At 38.1% G+C, this 20,516-nt stretch carries 16 protein-coding genes and 1 tRNA gene; 2 read left to right on the top strand and 15 right to left on the bottom strand.

All coding sequences use genetic code 11. The features are described 5' to 3' along the window. Positions 1–11: 11 nt before the first annotated feature. Positions 12–593 (bottom strand): TMEM175 family protein, encoded by a 582-nt coding sequence (locus ACYSNQ_RS10680; protein WP_426083194.1) that lies wholly within the window; start codon positions 591–593, stop codon positions 12–14. Between the two features lie 226 nt (positions 594–819). Here ACYSNQ_RS10680 and ACYSNQ_RS10675 point away from each other — a divergent pair, with 226 nt between their 5' ends. Next, positions 820–1,023 (top strand): hypothetical protein, encoded by a 204-nt coding sequence (locus ACYSNQ_RS10675; RefSeq protein ID WP_426083192.1) that lies wholly within the window; start codon positions 820–822, stop codon positions 1,021–1,023. Positions 1,024–1,124: 101 nt separating this feature from the next. Here ACYSNQ_RS10675 and ACYSNQ_RS10670 read toward each other — a convergent pair whose 3' ends face one another. From ACYSNQ_RS10670 to ACYSNQ_RS10640, 7 genes are all read right to left on the bottom strand, one after another. After that, on the bottom strand, positions 1,125–1,655 hold the full coding sequence (locus ACYSNQ_RS10670; protein WP_426083190.1) for an HdeD family acid-resistance protein: 531 nt from the start codon (positions 1,653–1,655) through the stop codon (positions 1,125–1,127). A gap of 170 nt (positions 1,656–1,825) precedes the next feature. Continuing rightward, positions 1,826–2,200, bottom strand: coding sequence for a DUF956 family protein (locus ACYSNQ_RS10665; RefSeq protein ID WP_426083188.1), 375 nt, complete (start codon positions 2,198–2,200; stop codon positions 1,826–1,828). A gap of 236 nt (positions 2,201–2,436) precedes the next feature. Beyond that, the gene (locus ACYSNQ_RS10660; protein ID WP_426083186.1) at positions 2,437–3,348 is read right to left on the bottom strand and encodes a PTS system mannose/fructose/sorbose family transporter subunit IID; all 912 of its coding nucleotides are present in this window, start codon (positions 3,346–3,348) and stop codon (positions 2,437–2,439) included. A 21-nt stretch (positions 3,349–3,369) separates the two neighbouring features. After that, complete coding sequence (locus tag ACYSNQ_RS10655; protein ID WP_426083184.1) at positions 3,370–4,170, bottom strand: PTS mannose/fructose/sorbose transporter subunit IIC; 801 nt, start codon at positions 4,168–4,170, stop codon at positions 3,370–3,372. A gap of 40 nt (positions 4,171–4,210) precedes the next feature. After that, positions 4,211–5,200 carry a mannose/fructose/sorbose PTS transporter subunit IIA gene (locus tag ACYSNQ_RS10650; protein WP_426083182.1) on the bottom strand — a complete coding sequence of 330 codons (990 nt, stop codon included), beginning with the start codon at positions 5,198–5,200 and terminating at the stop codon, positions 4,211–4,213. A gap of 294 nt (positions 5,201–5,494) precedes the next feature. Further along, positions 5,495–5,989, bottom strand: a complete 495-nt coding sequence (locus tag ACYSNQ_RS10645; protein ID WP_426083180.1) for a mannose/fructose/sorbose PTS transporter subunit IIB — start codon at positions 5,987–5,989, stop codon at positions 5,495–5,497. A 275-nt stretch (positions 5,990–6,264) separates the two neighbouring features. Next, entirely contained in the window at positions 6,265–9,129 is a 2,865-nt protein-coding gene (locus ACYSNQ_RS10640; protein ID WP_426083178.1) for a sigma-54-dependent transcriptional regulator, read from the bottom strand. A gap of 273 nt (positions 9,130–9,402) precedes the next feature. On the opposite strand from ACYSNQ_RS10640, the gene ACYSNQ_RS10635 reads away from it, so the two are divergent. Continuing rightward, a complete protein-coding gene (locus ACYSNQ_RS10635) occupies positions 9,403–11,034 on the top strand; it encodes an ABC-F family ATP-binding cassette domain-containing protein (protein WP_426083176.1) in 1,632 nt (543 codons plus the stop codon). A gap of 99 nt (positions 11,035–11,133) precedes the next feature. Here ACYSNQ_RS10635 and ACYSNQ_RS10630 read toward each other — a convergent pair whose 3' ends face one another. The 7 genes from ACYSNQ_RS10630 to ACYSNQ_RS10600 form a co-directional block, all read right to left on the bottom strand. After that, positions 11,134–12,609, bottom strand: a complete 1,476-nt coding sequence (locus tag ACYSNQ_RS10630; RefSeq protein WP_426083175.1) for a DUF2828 family protein — start codon at positions 12,607–12,609, stop codon at positions 11,134–11,136. Positions 12,610–12,816: 207 nt separating this feature from the next. Further along, positions 12,817–12,886, bottom strand: a tRNA-OTHER gene (locus ACYSNQ_RS10625). A 171-nt stretch (positions 12,887–13,057) separates the two neighbouring features. Further along, positions 13,058–13,924, bottom strand: a complete 867-nt coding sequence (locus ACYSNQ_RS10620; protein ID WP_426083173.1) for a DegV family protein — start codon at positions 13,922–13,924, stop codon at positions 13,058–13,060. Between the two features lie 154 nt (positions 13,925–14,078). Further along, positions 14,079–15,371 (bottom strand): adenylosuccinate synthase, encoded by a 1,293-nt coding sequence (locus ACYSNQ_RS10615; RefSeq protein ID WP_426083171.1) that lies wholly within the window; start codon positions 15,369–15,371, stop codon positions 14,079–14,081. Positions 15,372–15,920: 549 nt separating this feature from the next. Beyond that, positions 15,921–17,291, bottom strand: coding sequence for a replicative DNA helicase (gene dnaB / locus ACYSNQ_RS10610; protein ID WP_426083169.1), 1,371 nt, complete (start codon positions 17,289–17,291; stop codon positions 15,921–15,923). 203 nt (positions 17,292–17,494) lie between these two features. Next, positions 17,495–17,947: a 50S ribosomal protein L9 gene (rplI, locus tag ACYSNQ_RS10605; protein WP_426083167.1), complete on the bottom strand. Its 453-nt coding sequence runs from the start codon at positions 17,945–17,947 to the stop codon at positions 17,495–17,497. A 5-nt stretch (positions 17,948–17,952) separates the two neighbouring features. Further along, positions 17,953–19,935: a DHH family phosphoesterase gene (locus ACYSNQ_RS10600; protein ID WP_426083165.1), complete on the bottom strand. Its 1,983-nt coding sequence runs from the start codon at positions 19,933–19,935 to the stop codon at positions 17,953–17,955. Positions 19,936–20,516 lie beyond the last annotated feature (581 nt).

Below are 20,516 nucleotides of genomic sequence, written 5' to 3'. Positions count from 1 at the left end.
GAAGCAGTCATTTACTGCTCCTTATACTGCTGCTCTATTCTTTTTTCTGGTATAAACCACATAATCAAAATCCCTATGTTTACAATCAATACAAGATATGGATGAATAAGCCAGCCCAACACTAACCCGATAACATTCAATCCCAGCGATATATACATTTTATAGTACCTATTCAATGCATCTCTCAGCTTCTTATTTTTTTCATCAGCTTTCATCAACTCGCGCATTAAAATAAAATAGGCAAAATCAGCAAGCAGAACCACCAGCCCGTACACAAGCTCTGGAACTAGACTGTCTAAATAATCTCCAACCCATGCTGTAGCAAACGGCATCAAGGTCAATGAGAAAATAAAAAAGTTATTCGCCCATAAAACCCGACCGCTAATCCTGTGGACCATCTGAAACATATGGTGGTGGTTATTCCAATAGATAGCCAGCATAATAAAGCTGATAATATAAATAAAAATTTTATGTCCAATTTGATATAAAGCAGCCCATGTATCAGAATCTGGAGGTAATAATTCCAAAACCAGAATCGTCATAATAATTGCAATCACTGCATCCGTAAATGCTTCTATCCTTGTCTTTGACATTTCTCTCACCCCGTTTTTACATCATTTTACCTGCTTTTTCATCAAAAACAATTAATATGTCTTCCTCCCATGTTTGACACTAAGATTGTTCAGCCAGCTCCCTTATACTAGTCGCTGTCCCCTTCCAGAGTCCGATGATAAATCGGTCTTCAGGTGGATGTTTCCTTATCCATCTCTTGGTATACTCTTATTATAGAAAACAAACAAGATGATCGGAGAGATAAAAATGAACAACAAATCATTAGTAGTAAACGTGTTGACTTTAATTGGGCTTTTCTTTGCAGCTGGTATTATTCTAAGTATGGTAATGGGAATTGTGGGAAGTCTGTTATGGTTTGCCATCAAGATTTTGATTCCTGTAGCAGTCATTGTTTGGCTTGTACGTCTGGTTTCAGGAAATTCTGGAAACAACCGCAGATATTACCGCTAAAAATAATTTTTCTTGATATAAAAAAGTGATGGAAAGCATTGAAGAAACTCTTGCTTTCCATCACTTTTTCGCTGTATCTTAATACTGAATATTGATTAAACTCATGAGCGGAAAGCATAAACAATATGAGTAATTCCGAACATCATAAAGTAGAAACCAACTAAGAAGCTTAAGGTTAACGCGGATGACAGCGGGTTAAACAATAAAATAAACCCTAAAATAATACCTAGAATATCTACAATTAATGTGAACCAGTAATAGCCAGTATTAAATGCTCTAGCTAACTCTAAAGTAAACAAACCGAAAACAGAATCCACAATAAACCAGATAGCAAAAATATACGGAAGTACAGAAACTCCGACACCCAAATTAAATAGAAAATAGATACCAATAATCATATCAATGACTCCTAAAACAATTGGTGCATAAGCTCTATAGCCTGTCAGCTGTTTCAGCCTGTTTCTACCAATCAGTTCAAAAATTCCTTTAAAAATGGCGAAAACTGCAAAGACCATCACAATAGCAATTAGATTTCCAGCTGGATCCTGAAAAGAAAGCAGGGCGGTTAGAACAAATAGAATACCCAGCAGCAAGGAGCCCCAGTCAATCCCATTATTTCTAGTTTCATTCATGATTTTTCACACTTCCTTCTTCTTATATATTCTTTACATACTTAATGGTACTTCCTGAAAATTTTCTGGTCAAAAGAAACGGCTTTTTTCAATAAAAAAAATCAGACACACCACTATCGGCATTGTCTGATCTTCTAGCTGTATTCTCTTAGTTTTGTCATCTTTTCATTCTAGCTCCGTTTGCGTTTTGATTGAACTGCACGTTTAATCACGTCGAAAAATCCTAAGGATTGAACCATGCGGTCTGAAGCAACGTGCTCTCTGATGGCCCTCAAAACCTTTTTAGGTTCCTTGGAAGCAAAAGTGAATGTTCCATTTTGCTTTGTTTGTACTGCGTAACGTGGAATCCATTTCCCTTTGAACAACACAGAGGCAACTACATAGTCCACTTCTTCCCAGGGAATTTGGATGTATTTCCGTGTGTCACGTGAATTATAGAATTCAAACCCCTGATCACCAATCATTATCTGACCGTAATCAGTAAGTCCAGTAAAAGCAGTCCCATCGATGACTAAATCTATTTTTGTATTCAGTGATTGAACCATTGTCTCTGCTCCATTCTTATAAAATATACTTGTTTTCATTATACCGTTATTTCCGGTAAATTGGCTATTAAAAAGCGGCTGGACAAAATGTCGCAGCCGCTTCAACTATTCCGAAACCGGATAAATACTGCGTTGAAACCTACTCTTTTTCAATCGTTTACGATAGAATTGAGTATTTGTTGCTTACCCGTTTCCTGCAGCTACATGCTTGACTACCTTCTTGTTAAACGTGTCGATTATAACAGACCAATTACATGTCCTAGTACTCCGACTACGAATAAGCCAAGAATGATAACGATTGGAGAAATTTTCTTCTTAAGCAGCCACATGCATAGCAATGTAAGCAATAATGCTGCCAGACCAGGAATCAACTGATCCAAGTTGTTTTGCAATGTTGTCACTTTATCAGAAGAAAGAGCCAATCCTGAGTTAACTTGTTCAAAGGCTTGACGGATACCTTCACCACCGGAAGGAAGTTTGTCCCACTCGATATAGGCACCCTTATCCAGCTTAACAGTCGAAACAACTGGCAGGAATTTAATAGATACCCACCGCTGTACCAAAGCCGCTAATACGAACATCCCTAAAATAGACGCCCCTTTAGTTACATCTTGAAGCAAACCGCCGGAAAGATCTTCTGTGATTTTTGAACCTGCTTTATAGCCAAATTCTTGTGTATACCACATAAATGCCCAACGGATAATGTTCCAAGCTACAAAGAAGATGATTGGACCAAGAATGTTACCGCCCATGGCTAATGATGCACCTAAAGCTCCTAACATAGGACGCACTGTAAACCAGAATACCGGGTCACCGACACCGGCTAATGGTCCCATCATACCAACCTTAACCCCTTGAATCGCTACATCATCTACCGCTGCTCCATTTGCACGCTCTTCTTCAAGCGCTAAAGTTACACCTAAGATAGGTGAAGCAATGTATGGGTGAGTATTAAAGAATTCCAAGTGACGTTTCAATGCTGCTGTACGATCTTCTTTTGATTTATATAATTTCTTAATTGCCGGGATCATTGCAAATGCCCAACCGCCATTTTGCATACGTTCATAGTTCCAAGAACCTTGAATGAAGGTAGAACGCCACGCAACGGCTAAACGATCTTTTTTAGTTAATTGAATTTTTTCTGCCATTTCTATTCTCCTCCTTCAGGTTTAGTAGTCATTCAAAATGTCGTCCAACGGATCGCCATGGCCGCCGCCACCGCCGTTTGAAGAACCGCCCATTTTAGAAAGATTTAGATAAATAAGAGCCAGCGCCACACCTAGTGCACCAAGTGCGATTAGTGTAAGCTGAGAAATTGCTGCGACAACGAAACCGATAACAAAGAATGGCCATACTTCTTTTGTTGCCATCATATTGATTACTAACGCATAACCAACGGCAACAACCATTCCACCACCGATTGCCATACCATCTGTTAACCATGCAGGCATTGATTCCAAGAAAGATTGAACTGTATGTGCTGGGATGAATAACAGTGCCCCAGCTGGAATCGCAATACGCAAACCTTGCATAGCTACTGCAATGATGTGCCACATTTCAACGCCGCGAATATTTCCTTTTTCAGCTTCCGCATCCATCAAGTGAACAATTGGAACAGCTAAAGTACGAACAATCATTGTTAAGAATAGACCAGCTACTGCCAGAGGAACGGCAATTGCAATCGCTGATGCCACACCTTTGTCACCCTGTCCACCTAAAACTAAAATAATTGCTGATGCGACAGATGCCAAGGCTGCATCGGGCGCTACTGCTGCTCCGATATTTGCCCATCCAAGAGCGATCATTTGAAGTGTACCACCAAGAATGATACATGCTTCAAGGTTACCGGTTACTAAACCGATTAATGTACATGCAACTAATGGTTGGTGGAACTGGAACTCATCGAGAATCCCTTCCATACCAGCCAGAAAAGCAACTAGTACTACTAAGATTATTGAAATAATAGACATTAATCCTCAACCTCCTAATTAATTTGAGTTTGTTGTGTCATTATGCTTTGGCTAATTCAGCCTTTGCTTTTTTAATGATTTCATCCATGTTGTCATGAGAATCGTTTGGTACTTTACGTACATCGAATTTGATGCCTTTTTCTTTCATTGTTTCGAAAGCTTTTACATCTTCAGGACCCATAGACAACACCTTGCTTACAACTACTTTTCCTACAGAGTGGGCCATAGAACCAACATTCACTTCTTTAATATCAACGCCGCCTTCAATTGCTGTAAGAACATCTTCTGGATTTTCAAACAACAACAATGCTTTAGTATTGCCGAAGCGCGGATCTTTTGCAATCTCAATCATTTTGCTGATTGGTATTACATTAGCTTTTACTCCTGGAGGAGCTGCCTGTTCAATCAGTTTCTTACGCAAATCATCTTTTGATACTGCATCTGAAACTACAATAATCCGGTTTGGCTGAACTGATTTCGTCCATGCTGTTGCCACCTGACCATGAAGCAGACGTGAGTCTACACGTGCCAGCACGTATTTGATTTTACCGTCTCCGACAACTGTTCCTTCTGGTAAAGCGCCTTTAGGCTGTCCATCTTCTACAGCTGCTTTTGGTGCTTCCTCAGGTTCCAGTTCTTCCGGCTTGATTTTCACACCTTCTCTTGCTACACCTAAAACGTGTGCTGCAATTTCTTGTGCTGAATTCATAGAAAAACGGGAAGAATAGGCTTCAATCAGCATTGGTAAATTCAATCCGCTGACGATTGCCCATTTATCTTTATGTTCCTCATAAAGACTATTAGCCTGATTGAAAGGTGTACCGCCCCAAAGATCGACTAAAAACAATACTTCGTCTTTATCGTCAAATGTTTCGATTGCCTGAATCAGTTTTCCTTTTAAATCATCTGGTCCTTCGCTGGGCATTAATGTCACAGCTTGAACATTTTCCTGTTCGCCAAAAATCATGGAGCCTGACTGTAAAATACCTTCAGCGAATTTTCCATGACTTGCAAGAATAATCCCTACCATAATTGGATACCTCCTATACTTATTCATCCTCTTGCGACAATTATCATTTCACTGCTCTCATTGCTTTTAAAATTGACATACATATAAATAAAAAGTTCAGTTAAAAATAAAGTAATAAAAACGATCAGAAACAGTTCAATAATAAACTGCCTTTTTTACTATATAAATCCTCTGAAATAGTTTGTTTAACAGGATTCATATATATTGAGACAATCACATCCTTTCCAGTCTCAAACCTATCCGTTCACTTCTTAATAATTTCAAAGAGACTGTCCGCAAAAACTGATCCGACCCCTACAACAGTTGTTCCTTTTTCAGCAGCTCCATCAAATGAACTTTACTATCTGCCACTACTTTTCGAATTTCCAGCGTAATTCCCTGTGCATCCAGATATTGAAAAGCTTCAATATCCCGAGCATCCACAGCAACAGCATTGGTAATCATTTTTTTCCCTTTGGAAAAACTCATTCCGCCGATATTGACAGAAGATATCGCTACCCCCTGTCTGACTACACGCTCAATATCTTCTGGATTCGTAAACAGCAGCATGACTCTGAAGCTATCATCAAAGCGCTCATCAGGAAACACTTGAATCAACTTATTCACCGGAATGACGTTTACTTTTACGCCCGGCGGAGCCGCCTGAATCAACAATTCTTTTCTCAGCAAATCCTTAGAGACCGTGTCGCTGACAACCAGTATCCGGTTGATATTCATCGTTTTTGTCCAGACAGTTGCCACCTGGCCATGAATTAGCCGATCATCAATTCTTGTCAAGCGAATATCCATTTAAGACAACACTCCTTTTTGTCCAATTGTCTATCTCACTGGGGAAGAAAGCATTTCTTAAATTGACTCATCTCTTCATAAAAATACTATGTTCTAAAAGATAATGCCAAAATAAAGCTTTTTTGACTTATGGATTTTGATTCACTATATTATAAGCAACTATCGTGCCAAGTTAGTGTATTTGTGTTTTTTTCTTAATAATTCCTTTATATATAAGTATTTCAAACAAAAAAAGATACACTAATTATTTTTTAATTAGTGTATCTTTTTGTGTATTATTCAAATAAATCATCTGTATTGTTTTCTATATCCTTTTGAGAGTTGCGAATTAAATGAAGAATGTAGTATAGCTCCGACTCAGAAATCGTCAGCTTAAATACTTTATTTAATGTCAGTACAGCTTTGGACACCTCATTATAAAATGAATCATTCTTGACTTCATTAAGCTGCTCCTCCTCTACAGCCAGAGGATCTTGACGCAGTGAGCGTTCCAGAACACCTGCCATATGCATAATCAGGTTCACATAAAATGTATACGGATGCTGCAAGTTCAGCTTTGTCTGCAGCGTATCGGCAAACTGCCACAACGGCTCTATTACCTTCTGCGGATTAATAAAGGTGAAGCTTTGTTCCATGTAATCCAGACAAATCTGCTTTGCCGCGTCTTCATCTACTTGTACATTCTGAATGGCCAGCTCATCATCATGGGCCAGACGATTGATAATTTCTCCAGCTTCTCCCGAAAAAAAGGTTTCCATTGGGATAAAAGGCGCATCTATTTTAGGATCTGTAATCCCTGTGGCCGCTACTACTTTGTATTCTTTATAAATACCACCCAAACTCTTATTGATATCTAGTATAGAATACGGCAGTACGGTTAAATGCTGCTCTGTTTGTGGTGTCAGATAGCCCTCAATTAATTCCTTCATCCGCTGAGCCGTTCCTTCGCCAGAGGCGCAGATAGCTAAAATTGCTTTTTTCTTAAAGACCGACTTACTGACACCTGTATCTTTCAACGGATGGATACCTGCATACCCACGGAAGCTTTTCAGAGAATCATACAAGTCTTCCAAATGTGTATCCAGCAGTGTGGTTTTTCTAGCCGTTTCCAATACAATAGGTGTTGTCACCATGTCTACTGTTCGTACATCAATGCCTGTCTGACGAACAATCTCTTCAGAAAATGTTCCTAAAGATCCCATGTCTACTAATAAAATAACTCCGCTGCCTTCATCTATGGCTTTAACAGCTGTGAGAATTTTCTGTAGTGCTTCCTGCGGCTTCATTTCAAGCGGCATATCCACCGCTCTTAAATTATCCACATTCAACAGCTGCATGACAACATCCACCATACTGGTTGCTGTACTGTTGCCGTGAGCTGCAACGACAATCCCTATACGGCCGGCACCTTTATTTTCCCGCAGAGAGATTAGCAGCACTGCCAAATAATAAATTTCTGATTCAGGAATTGACAGTTGATACTCTTCTTCGATAATTCCTTTAATAGCCTGAGCTGTTTCCAGCTCCTTCGGATAGCCTAGCACCATATTGCGCAGATTCTCATTTAAATGATGCTGCCGGCTATCGCCAATCTGAATACGTTTGAGAAATGAACTGATGTGCAGACTCATCGCATAAATAAAGTTGGATTGGAAATCATAGCCTAATTTTGTTTTAGCAAAGGTGAACACCTTGCGGGTAATATCTATAATTTGCTGATCCATGATTTCTGCCAGCTTTTTTTCTGTATCAAAAGTAAAGCCGTGATTTCTGTAAAATGATTTCAAATGAACATTAATATCCGTTGTAATAAAATTATTAATTACTTCCTGATCCAATCCATCGGCTTTCAGCAGAGCTGCTTTATCTCCTATGATTTCGTAAAGATTATATGGCAGTTCGTATGCATCTGACTGAACCGTAACTAAAGAAGTATTTGGTTCCACCACCATCTGAGGTTCAAGATATTGTGATAATTCTGCCAGAGCTTCACGATTACTGGCCAGCTGGAGCATTCCCTGCTTAATCCCATCTGTCAGTTCGTCCATCGTAATCACCATCTCCGGCTGATCGATATGATTCAGGAAGCCTCTAGCCGTAACCAACTGAACGTTGGATTTCAACTGCCCCACATTCCCATATGTCACACTGCCAATCAAAGCCTTAACAACATCCTCTGAAAGAGAGATCTTTCGCTGAATCCGGCTCGCTTCCAACGCAACCATAATCTTAACTAGTTCAACTTTTTCTTTCGCCGGCCGATCATTAAAATTCGGCAGTTGAATAATAATTGGAATTCGCCGAACAAATGTATTCAACAGTGAAGAAGCCGGATTCTCCGTTGTCGCACAAATAATCCGCACATCAGCATGATTATTTTTCGTTGTTTCTCCAAGTCGGGAATAGGTCCCATGATCCATAAAATAGAAAATCATCTCCTGACCTTCCGGAGGCAGCCGGTGAACTTCATCCAGAAACAGAATACCACCGTCCGCTTCATGAATGATTCCTTCTTTAGTTGCCGTTGCTCCAGTAAAAGCACCCTCAACATAACCAAAAAGATGGGACATCAGCAATTCTGGATTATGGGCATAATCTGCGCAGTTAAATACAATCAGCTCTTTATTTTCCTGAACAATATCATTTCGTCTGGCAAACTGGAACATCGCATGTGCGAAATACGTCTTTCCAGAACCAGTTGGTCCAATAATTAGACAATTCAACCCTTTCGGCGGATACAGGATTGCTGCTTTCGCCTGCTCTACAGGAGTTTTCATGCTGCCTGCTGCACCAATCATCTGTTGAAAGATATCATTCATTGCATAGCTCGTTTTATCTCCCTTTTGTACGGATGAAGAAGCCACCTTATTTTCTATTTCCCGATAGCTCTTTACATGTTTTTTTAATGGACGATATTGGCTAACCGACTTATCAACGTATCTTACAGGACGTCCATCGACTTTCTCCAGAAGACCTTCCCGAACAAGTTCGTTTAAATCCTTACTAGCATTAGTCCGCTGAATGTTTAGTGCATCAGATATATCAGAGGTCGTTAGTCCAAACCCTATAGGCATATCTGAAGGCGACAGGTTTTCAGTTTTCTCTTTGACATACAGATAAATTTTCTCAATTCTTTTCATAGTTAACTCCAGCCCCTTCTAACGATACACTATATTCATGTGTATCATACAGTGTATTCTTAAAAAAGTACACTAATATCTATATCTGCCCAAAAAAAGAGCTGTTTTTATTTTGTCTTATGTTAAGATTCACTGTTTTTTCATCATTTCATGATTTTTACATTCAATTTGACTTATATAATGAAAGGAAACATTGAAACAGCTTGAAAAATCAAGCTTTCCCCGATATAATGCAAAGAGGCTTAAGTATATATAGAAAAGTGAGGAAAAAAATTGATTACTGTAAATGATGTAAGTTTGTTGTTTTCTGACCGCAAACTTTTTGATGATGTAAATATTAAATTTAATCCAGGAAACTGCTACGGATTAATCGGGGCAAATGGTGCCGGAAAATCGACTTTTCTGAAAATTTTATCTGGGGAAATTCAGCCGACAACCGGGACAGTTTCTTTAGGTCCAGATGAACGTATGGCAACCTTGAAACAGAATCATTTCGATTATGAAGATTATACTGTCCTTGAAACAGTCATTATGGGACATAAACGCTTATATGAAGTAATGAAGGAAAAAGATGCTGTTTATATGAAGGAAGACTTCTCTGATGAAGACGGCATTCGTGCTGCTGAGCTAGAGGGCGAATTTGCTGAATTAGATGGCTGGGAAGCAGAACCTGAAGCAGCTGTCTTACTCCAAGGTTTGAACATTCCGGAAAATCTTCATGATCAGAAAATGAGTGAATTAACTGCTGGACAAAAAATCAAAGTATTGCTTGCCCAATCTTTATTTGGCAAGCCGGATGTCTTGCTTCTAGATGAGCCGACCAACGGATTGGACACTCGTTCAATCAATTGGCTGGAAGAATTTCTAATCAACTTTGATAATACTGTTATCGTCGTTTCCCATGACCGTCACTTTTTAAACAAGGTTTGTACACATATGGCGGATTTAGACTTTGGTAAAATTAAACTCTATGTAGGGAACTATGACTTCTGGCTGGAATCGAGTCAGCTGGCTGCCAAGCTGCAATCAAATCAAAACGCTAAAAAAGAAGAACAAATCAAAGAGCTGCAAGACTTTATTGCTCGCTTTAGTGCGAATGCTTCCAAGTCAAAACAAGCAACTTCCCGGAAAAAGATGCTGGATAAAATCACATTGGATGATATCCAACCTTCTTCCCGCCGCTATCCTTTTGTTGGCTTCAGCCCTGAAAGAGAGATTGGAAACGATCTGCTGCAGCTGGATAATATTTCTGTAACGATTGACGGCAAAAAAATACTGGATAATATTTCCTTTACTTTAAATAAAGACGACAAAGTTGCATTTATCGCTGATAGTGATATTGTAACAACTACTCTATTTAAAGTTATCATGGGTGAAATAACACCTGACACTGGAACTGTCCGCTGGGGTGTAACGACTAGTCAGTCTTACCTGCCAAAAGACAACAGCAAAGAATTTGATACGAATTTAACAATTCTTGACTGGCTGCGTCAATATGCAAGTAAAGAGGAAGATGATAATACCTTCCTGCGCAGCTTCCTTGGAAGAATGCTGTTTTCAGGTGAAGAAGTACTGAAGCCTGTTAATGTACTTTCCGGTGGAGAAAAAGTAAGATGCATGCTGTCTAAAATGATGTTGTCTAAATCAAATGTGTTAGTTCTTGATGATCCGACGAATCATTTAGATTTAGAATCAATCACAGCTTTAAATGATGGCTTAATTTCATTTAAAGGCGCTATCCTTTTCGCTTCTCATGACCATCAGTTTATTCAAACTCTAGCAGATCGTGTTATTGCTGTATCTGATAAAGGACTAGTTGACCGTGCAGATACAACCTACGATGAATTCCTGGAAAACAAGGACGTTCAAAAACAACTAGACGAATTATTTACTGGAGAATATTAATCTGAAAACTTTTTAGAGACTAAAAAAACTGAGACTGGAGAATTCCAGCCTCAGTTTTTTTGCTTACTATTACTAAAATGTCTTTTCATTATCGCTTCATTAAGCAACCTTGATTGGTTCGTATCGTTCCGAGCCAATTACTTTCATCATAAAATCGACTGGTGAAACCGATTGATCTTGGATTAATGCTTCGAACACTGACGGACTGTAACCTGAAACCAGCTTTACATATTTTTCTTCCATTGAAACAGGCAGCTGATTTTGACGAGCATTCACATTCCAAAATACAATCTCAGGCATTTGATAGCCTGCTCGGTTCATCATCCGTTTTAATGTCTTAAATAGTGTTTCTCTTGTGTATACGGCGTCTGTTCTTCCCACCGCAGCGTCAAATTCCATATCAGAAATAATATACAGCTTTTCAATCATTTCCGCTTGAGAGAGGCGATGCTGTTTGGCGGTCTGCAAAATCACCTGAAAGACCTTTTCGAGATTGGTATTATATCCCCATGAAGCTCTCTGCAGATTTTGAACCTTTGCGACAAAATCCTGTCCCTTTAATTCACATAGCTTCGGTGATTGTGAAAATGTCATAAAATGATTCTTAAACTCGCTGTCGTTTCGTTCAGACAAATAAATACCTAAAGCAATTGCTGCTTCCATCGGCCTGCCGGTCATGGAGCCGGAAACATCTACGACGGCTAAAGATTTTTCTTTTCTTTCACCAATGTAGTCCGGCAAATTCGCCCACAGACCATTATAAAGCGTTCTGTTTTCTTCAGTTATATGAGTAGTCAAAATTTTGCCGACAATATCTGAAGGGTACAATGTTCCTGCATTGATTGTTGCAGCTCCTTTTTTCAGCTGCTCCAAATATTCAGTATAACGTTCCTCATCATTTCGATAGAATGCCTGGCGATATTTCATACCGGCAAGAGAGGGCAAATTCTGATAGCTAATAGTCTCATAGGTTTGCTCTGACAGCTTTGTTTCCACTATCTCTAATGTCCGGCGCAGCTTACTCAGTTCTTTTCGATAGTCAGCCTTATTTAGCTGCATGCCCTCCAAAATAATTTTTAACTGCTCTTTTCTTTCCTGATTTCTCACAGAAACAGACGGCATCCATTTAGCTAGCAATGAAATCGGCTTATTCTGTTGATTATTCCATTGATCGGCATAAAATTGAACGCGTACAATGGTTAATACTTCTTCTTTCAAAGGGGTAGTCAACAGCCAAAGCAAATCATCCCAACGTCCATATTCTGGTATAAACTTAAGCACTTGTTTTGCTGTTGCACATTCATTATAGGCTAGGTCGTTCAATACAATTCTAAAAAAGCGCCGCTCTCCCTGACCTCCACGAATATCCCGCAGATAAAACAAGGTTTTCATTGCTAGCTCCTTATCCTCTAAAAACGCTTTACGGAATAAAGCAACTACCTCCTGCTCACTTCTGGTACGATAGGATCCGCCTAAAGCGAATAAATCCAGCAAATCATTCAGTGAGCTTTTTAATGTGTAGGCACCATTTTCTGTTTTTGTTATATTGAACATCTGTTTCAATTCCTTTAACATGTTGTCCCCTCCTTTTTAAACTTTTCTTTTTATCTGGTAAGAATGATTGATCAAATCATTCTTACCATACTCCTTTTTACAGAGCGCATGGTTTCAGTCTTTGGTAGAAAGATTTTAATATTTGCTGTGCGCGCTCTTTATACAAGACACTTTTTTTCCTAATTCTATCCCTAGTAGAGTGGTTTTGAGTTGCTGTAAGTGTCTTTATAAGTAAAACAGGATTCGAACCTGTATCTGCTGAATACTATCAGCTGTTTAACCGTTAAACTATTTACTTGATAAACCTATTATAGTCAGAGGGGTAGAAAGTATCTTATAAAAAAAGTTGCGCAAATAAAAAATAGAAAAAGAAGCAGTACATCATCTGTTTGGTGATGTACTGCTTCTAAAAAACGAATAAGAAATATACTCGATTCACTAAAAACTGGTTATTCTTTTAATACTGATACTATCGTTTCTTTCCTAATGAAAATACAGCAATACAGCCATAACCTGTATGACTGGTAATCGTAGGACCTAACGGATATAACAAAATTTCTTTTGTTTGAATTTCTTTTGCAAGTCCCTCTCTAACCTTTTCTGCACTCTCTTTATCTCCTGCATATGCAATAAACAGTGTCTGGTCTATCGGGTCTTTAATATTCTGAACGGTTTCATCTATTACTTTTTTCAGTGCTTTTCCTCTACCGCGAACTTTCCCTACATTTTGAAGCTTCCCGTCACTATCCACAGTAATAATCGGCTTAATATTCATTAGTCCACCGATAGCTGCTGTTGTTTTAGAGATTCTACCTCCCCGCTCCAGATGCTTTAAATCATCTACTGTTACCCATGATTGAACATTCATCTTATTTTCTTCCATCCATAGTAATACCTCTTCTAAAGAATGTCCGGCATTTCTCAACGCTATGGCTTTATGAACCAGCAATCCCTCTCCTAGACTGGCTGCTTTAGTATCAACAACATAGATAGCTACTTCCTCATATTCTTCCTTAAGCATTTCTACGGCCTGTACAGCACTTTGGTAAGAACCGCTTAATCCGGAAGAAAAAGCCAAATACAGTACGGGTTCTTTTTTCTCTACAAATGTCCGGAAAAATTCCTGATAGCGTCCGGCATTTACTTGAGAGGTAGTCGGCATTGCACCATTTTTAATTTTTGTTAGAAAATCTGAATAGTCAAAGGTTTCTCCTAAATCATCTATCAGCTCTTTATTATCAATTGTTATCGTCATACTAATGAACGATACATCATTTTCCTGCAAAAACTCGTAAGGCAGATCACAGCATGAATCCGTCACTAGCTTAAATGTCATTTTATTGTCCTCCTCGCTCACTACATTTTATCATAAATCTGTTAACTACACTTATTTTACTATGAAGACTTAAAAAAAGCTGAAATAAGAGAATAATCTTATTTCAGCAAATTATTTTTATAACTGTAAAATGATGCTCTCAGCTTTATAAAGCCTATATCTGCGCCCACACACTTTCCAAAACATTGGTCTGGTTCCGGTCTGGACCTACTGAAAATGTAGAGATGCGGACACCGACTAATTCTGAAATCCGATGGACATAGTTTCTAGCATTTAGTGGTAAATCAGAGAGCGTCTTACACTGAGTAATATCTTCATTCCAGCCTGGAAGTTCTTCATAAACTGGTTTGCAGCGGCTTAGTTCTTTTAAACTAGCAGGATAATGATAGATCAGTTCTCCATCAAGCTCATAGGCTGTACAGATTTTTACTGTTTCTAACCCGCTTAATACATCAATTGAATTTAGGGATAGATTCGTAATCCCTGAAACTCTTTTTGAGTGTCTCATAACAACTGTGTCAAACCAGCCAACACGTCTCGGTCTGCCCGTTGTTGTGCCATACTCTTTACCAATCTTACGGATTTGCTCACCAGTCTCATCAAATAATTCTGTTGGGAATGGTCCATCACCAACCCTTGAGGTGTACGCCTTACAAACACCAACTACTTTATTAATTTTAGATGGTCCTACACCGCTGCCGATTGTCACACCGCCGGCAACAGGATTAGATGAAGTTACGAAAGGATAGGTTCCCTGATCGATATCCAGCATAACCCCTTGAGCGCCTTCAAAAAGAACTCGTTTTCCAGCATCCAGGGCATCGTTCAAAATAACAGAAGTATCTGTTACATATTTTTTTATTTCCTGACCATACGCATAATACTCTTCAAAAATATCTTCAAATGCGATTGGTTCGCTATCAAACATCTTAACAAACTGGCGGTTTTTTTCCTCCAGATTGATTTTCAGCCGTTCTTCAAAAATTTCCTTATCCAGTAAATCAGCAATTCGAATCCCTACACGGGCCGCTTTATCCATATAAGCAGGGCCGATTCCTTTGATTGTAGTTCCAATTTTATTATCTCCCTTAGCATCCTCCTGCAGCTGATCCAGTTGAATGTGATAAGGAAGTATGACATGTGCCCGATCAGAAATTCTCAGATTATCTGTGGCAACATTGTTTTCTTTTAAATATTTCAGTTCTTTCACTAAAGATTTAGGGTTAACTACAACACCATTCCCTATAACACTAATTTTATCTTTATAAAAAATACCTGAAGGGATGAGGTGTAATTTATAGGTTGTTCCATCAAACTTAATTGTATGACCGGCATTATCTCCGCCTTGGTAACGTGCGATTACTTCTGCATTTTCACTTAAAAAGTCTGTGATCTTTCCTTTTCCTTCGTCGCCCCATTGTGTTCCTACTACTACTACAGATGACATTTAAGCACCTCATTCTTTATTATTTAATCCGCATCTATTGTAACAATAATAAGCGAAGTTTTCAACGAAAAATCGAATATTAGTTTCTAAAAAAAAGATTATCAAGTTAAAACACGAACGATTTTTTTTTCAAAGTTCCATTTTTATAAAAAATACGAATTTTATAGTTTTTAGCAGTTCTTATAAATTTTTATTCTTCAGTAATTTTTCCAAAGGAAAAGTGAGTAGCATAACTCATTGAGTTATATCCTACTCACTTGGAATCCGAATAAACGGTGGGGGCAGTAGCACATACCAGCATTGAACTGCGACGAGTAATCGCAGGAGTAAGACCTTCGGAAATAAGCCGAAAATCACAAAAGTTTGAAGAATATCAGGTAGGAATCAGTCAACATTGACTGGCTCACATTCGTGTTTCCTGTCATTTCCAGGAATTTCTTCTTATTGCTGAGAAACACAGTGAGGAACGAGCTGATGTTAAACAGTACCTATTTGGTTCTCGGGACGAAACACTCCTGTACCATCTTATTAACAGCTAATAGCTTTTCCCTAAAAATCTTCTCTTAAAGATAGCGAGGAAAACTTATTGTATTCTTTGATAAATAGTAATTCTACAGTTCCCCGGGCACCACTACGGTTTTTCTCAATAATCACTTCTACTACATTATCGATTTCCGGTGGTTCTCTATCCGGATCATCATCTTCTCCGGCACGGTCATAATAATCATCTCGATATAGAAATGCAACGATATCCGCATCCTGCTCAATCGAACCAGATTCCCGAATATCACTTAATACGGGACGTTTGTCTTGTCTTTGTTCTACTCCACGAGACAACTGTGAAAGAGCAATAACCGGAACCTTTAACTCTTTTGCCAGCTTTTTCAACTGTCGGGAAATATCAGAAACTTCCTGCTGACGGTTTTCTTTTCCTGAGCCTTCAATTAGCTGAAGGTAATCAATAAGAATTAAACCCATATTCCCTTTTTCCTGAGCCAGTTTTCGACATTTTGCCCGAATTTCTGAAATCTTGATACCTGGTGTATCATCAATATAGATATTTGCTCGTGACAAGCTGCCCATGGCGATAATCAAGTTCTGCCACTCTTCTTCCGACAACTGCCCTGTTCGCAAGTGAGAAGCCTCTATGGAGCCCTCAGCGCACAGCATTCTATTCACCAGTGACTCTGCTCCCATTTCCAAACTGAAAATAGCAACAGCTTTATCTGTTTTCGTTCCAACATTCTGAGCAATGTTCAAAGCAAACGCCGTTTTACCAACAGCTGGTCTGGCAGCAAGGATAATTAGCTCTTCCGGCTGTAGCCCCGCAGTCATCTTATCCAATGCCTGATAACCAGTCGGCAGACCAGTAATATCTTCGTTTTGTTGATACAGCTGGTCGATATTGGCAATCGCTGTATTCAAAACCTCAGAAATAGACAGAAAGCCGCTTCGGTTTCTCTTCTCAGAGACCTCTAAAATACTTCGTTCCGCGTCATCTAATATCGTCTCTACATCTTCGCCTTGTTCAAAGCCTTTGGTTACAATCTCAGTCGCAGTATGAATTAAATTGCGCAGTAATGATTTTTGCTCAACGATTTTAGCATAGTGTGCGATATTAGCAGCAGTTGGGACAGATAAAGCCAATTCAGATAAATAGCTCAGACCGCCAACATCTTCAAGTAGATTCTCTTCTTCCAGCTTGTTTTTGACAGTAACAACATCAACTGCTTCATTTCGTTCATTTAGTGTAATCATTGCCTGAAAGATCAATTGATGATTACGGCGGTAAAAATCCTTGGGTTCTATGTATTCCATTGCATCTATGACTACTTCAGCGTCTAAAAAAACAGACCCTAAAACTGCCTGTTCAGCCTCTATATTTTGAGGAGGCACTCGATCCTGCCATACTTCATTCATCTATTTTTCTCTCCTACAAACGAATTTCTCTAGTCTTTCTATTCTAACAAGAAATTATCGAAAAGTATATGGTTAACACCGCCGCTATTCTTTTATACTACTTAAATGAATCATGGTAATTTTAAAATTTCTCTTTTTTTACTCTATATACAAAATAGCAAAGACGAAGCAGAAGAATTTATTCTGCTTCGTCCAATCTTTTTTTATTCTTCTACAACATGTACTTTCAATACTGCTGTTACCTCGTGGTGAAGTTTTACAGGAACATTCGTATAACCTAGCGTTCGAATCGGCTGACCCAATTCCAATTTTCTCTTATCTAATTTTACTTGGAATTGCTTATTTAATGCTTCCGTAATTTGTTTAGAAGGAATCGACCCAAATAAGCGGCCATCTTCTCCAGCCTTCGCTTTTATTTCAATAACAGTGTCTTCTTTTTCCAAAAATTCTTTCATCTTCTCTGACTCCGCCAGAATTTCAGCTTCATGCTTTGCTTGTGCCTTTTTCTGACCTGCCAGTGCACTGATGCTGCCTTTATTTGCTTCTTGAGCTAAATTATTTTTTATCAAATAATTTTGTGCATAACCGGTAGGGACTTCTTTAACCTCGCCCTTTTTTCCTTTACCTTTAACATCTTGTAAAAATATTACTTTCATCTGTTTCACTCCTTATCATACATTTCATCTACGTTATCTTTAATTACGTTCAACAGTAGTTCCTTAACTTCTATAATACTGCTGTCTGCAATTTGTGTAGCAGCATTAGTAAAGTGACCGCCGCCTCCTAAAGCCTCCATAATAATCTGAACATTAATTGATCCATTACTTCTGGCACTGATACCAATTTTTTTATCTTTTCGTTTTGTAATAACAAAGGCGGCATTGATACCAGACATCGATAACAACGTATCTGCTGTTTTAGCAGCTGCAACACTATCGTATTCCTTCTCTTCTTGTCCAACAGCGATAACCGTATCTTCGGTCACATATTCACTCTTGGAGATGAGCTGACTCATTTCCAAATAACTGGTTAAGTCTGAGCTTATTAAATATTGTACTAAAGATGAATCCGCTCCACAAGTTCTTAAATAGCTCGCTACATCAAAAGTCCGCGGTGCAGTACGAACACTAAAGCTTTTCGTATCAACAACAATTCCTGCTAATAAAAGTGTAGCATCAAATTTATCCAATTTGCTATTTACTGTATTGCTTTGATATTCCAGGAGCTCTGTTACTAATTCTGAAGCAGAAGATGCAGAGGATTCAATATAGGATAGTAGAGATTTATCAGGGAATTCATCACCCCGTCGATGATGGTCAATGATTACAACCTTACTAAACCGATCATATAATTCTTTGGATATAGAAAGTGATGGTTTATGATAGTCTACCATAATCAACAAACTATTGTTCTGCATTTTTTTGATTGCTTCTTTTGGTGAAATGATTTGTTGATTTAATTCGGGATGTTTTTTAAGCTCCTCTAATACACGATAGACATCTGGTATGTTTTCTTCCGGATCTAAAATCACCCACGCTTCTTTTTCATAAAAACTTGCCAGCTTTGCGACGCCAAAAGCTGAACCAATCGCATCCATGTCCGGTAAATGATGACCCATAATATAGACATCCGGCGACTCTTTGATTAACCCCTGAATCGCAGTACTCATCGCCCTGGAACGAACACGTGTTCTTTTCGATACAGAAGCTGACCTTCCACCGAAGAAGACTGGTTTACTACTGCTGTTTGCTTCTTTTACAACTACTTGATCGCCACCTCTTACCAATGCCATATCAAGATTTGTTTGAGCGATACTTCCTGTTACCTCCAGATTATTTCCACCATATGCAATCCCCATGCTCAATGTAATACCAATACCTTGCTCATTTGTATCTTTCCTAACAGTATCCAGTATTTGAAATTTGCTATTCATCATCTGTTCAATATCTTCTAATTGTCCAACAAATATATAGCGGTCTGAATCTAAACGCTTGTAAAATACTTGATATTCTTCTAACCAATCAGAGATTCTAGTCGTTAAAAAACTATTCAGATAAGATACCTGTTTCACATCCATATTATCGGTTACATCATCATAGTTATCAATTGATACAATACCGATAGCAGTCTGCATAGCTTTCTTTTCCTGATACAAAATATTTTCCTGGGTAATGTTTTCAAACGTAATCGTTGTCTGATCCAGGTTTACTTTAAAACGAAAAATATCCTCTCCTACTTTAAATATGTCTTTTCCTTTTTCAAATAATGAAATATACGATACAACATCTTCCGTAGTCAACAGAAGTTTTTGTTCCTCACCTGAATAAAATATTTCTTCTGCGTATGGATTTAACCATAGCGGCTGTTTTGTTGTTTCATCATATGTAATGATTCCTACAGGTACTTCGCTAATTGCAAAATCAATAGAATCCTCAGCATTAATCGTAGCTTTTCTTATTTTTTCAATATTCGATAATTCCAATCTCCGAACGAGATTCAATATTCGATTAATCAAATAAATATTGATTATTGCTAAGATTGCACTGATTAAAAGCTTATTATTAAGAAAAAAGACAATTGCTATTTCTAAAATACAGAGAAAAACAAAGAAGAAAAAGACTCTTTTTGATCTCGTCTGTTTCATCATACAGCCTCCCCAAATTTTAACTACAATAAAACTCCCTTTCTATTTTACCACACTCTGCTTCATCCATGCGAATGATACTCAAGCAAAATGTTTCACGTGAAACATCATTGTTTGCTCCATTTTATAAACTTGCTGTCTTATGGTTCCTATTATCTAAATTATTTAAACTTGTTTCCTTTCTTATCTGAGTTTTGTTATCTATTCAACTTCATTTAAAGACTATGCCAAGCTTAAACTATTATTTAGCCTATAATGTAAGTAGAACTAGTTTTTATCTTTAGACTGTCATGAAAAAGTAAAGACTAGTAATTATACATTTATAAACGAGACAGTATTTGAAGGAAGCCTTATCTAACTTCATTGATTTGTTACTTTGAGATAATTTTATCTCTTTCATTTATATATTCAGCAAAACATATTTAATCTAATAACATCCTCCTACTGGTCAATATGAACTAGTTATTAGGCGTATAGAAGTTCTATTACTGCTTTTTCAAGCTAAAAAACTTTTAAAGTTAGTTATGAAGAAATGAGACTCTCCCAATAATAAGAAATCTAATACTATCCTATATAAGGTT

The sequence above is a fragment of the Enterococcus sp. LJL51 genome, assembly GCF_054871795.1.
Note: the sequence above shows the minus strand (reverse complement) of the source record. Positions and strands in the feature narration are given on the sequence as shown.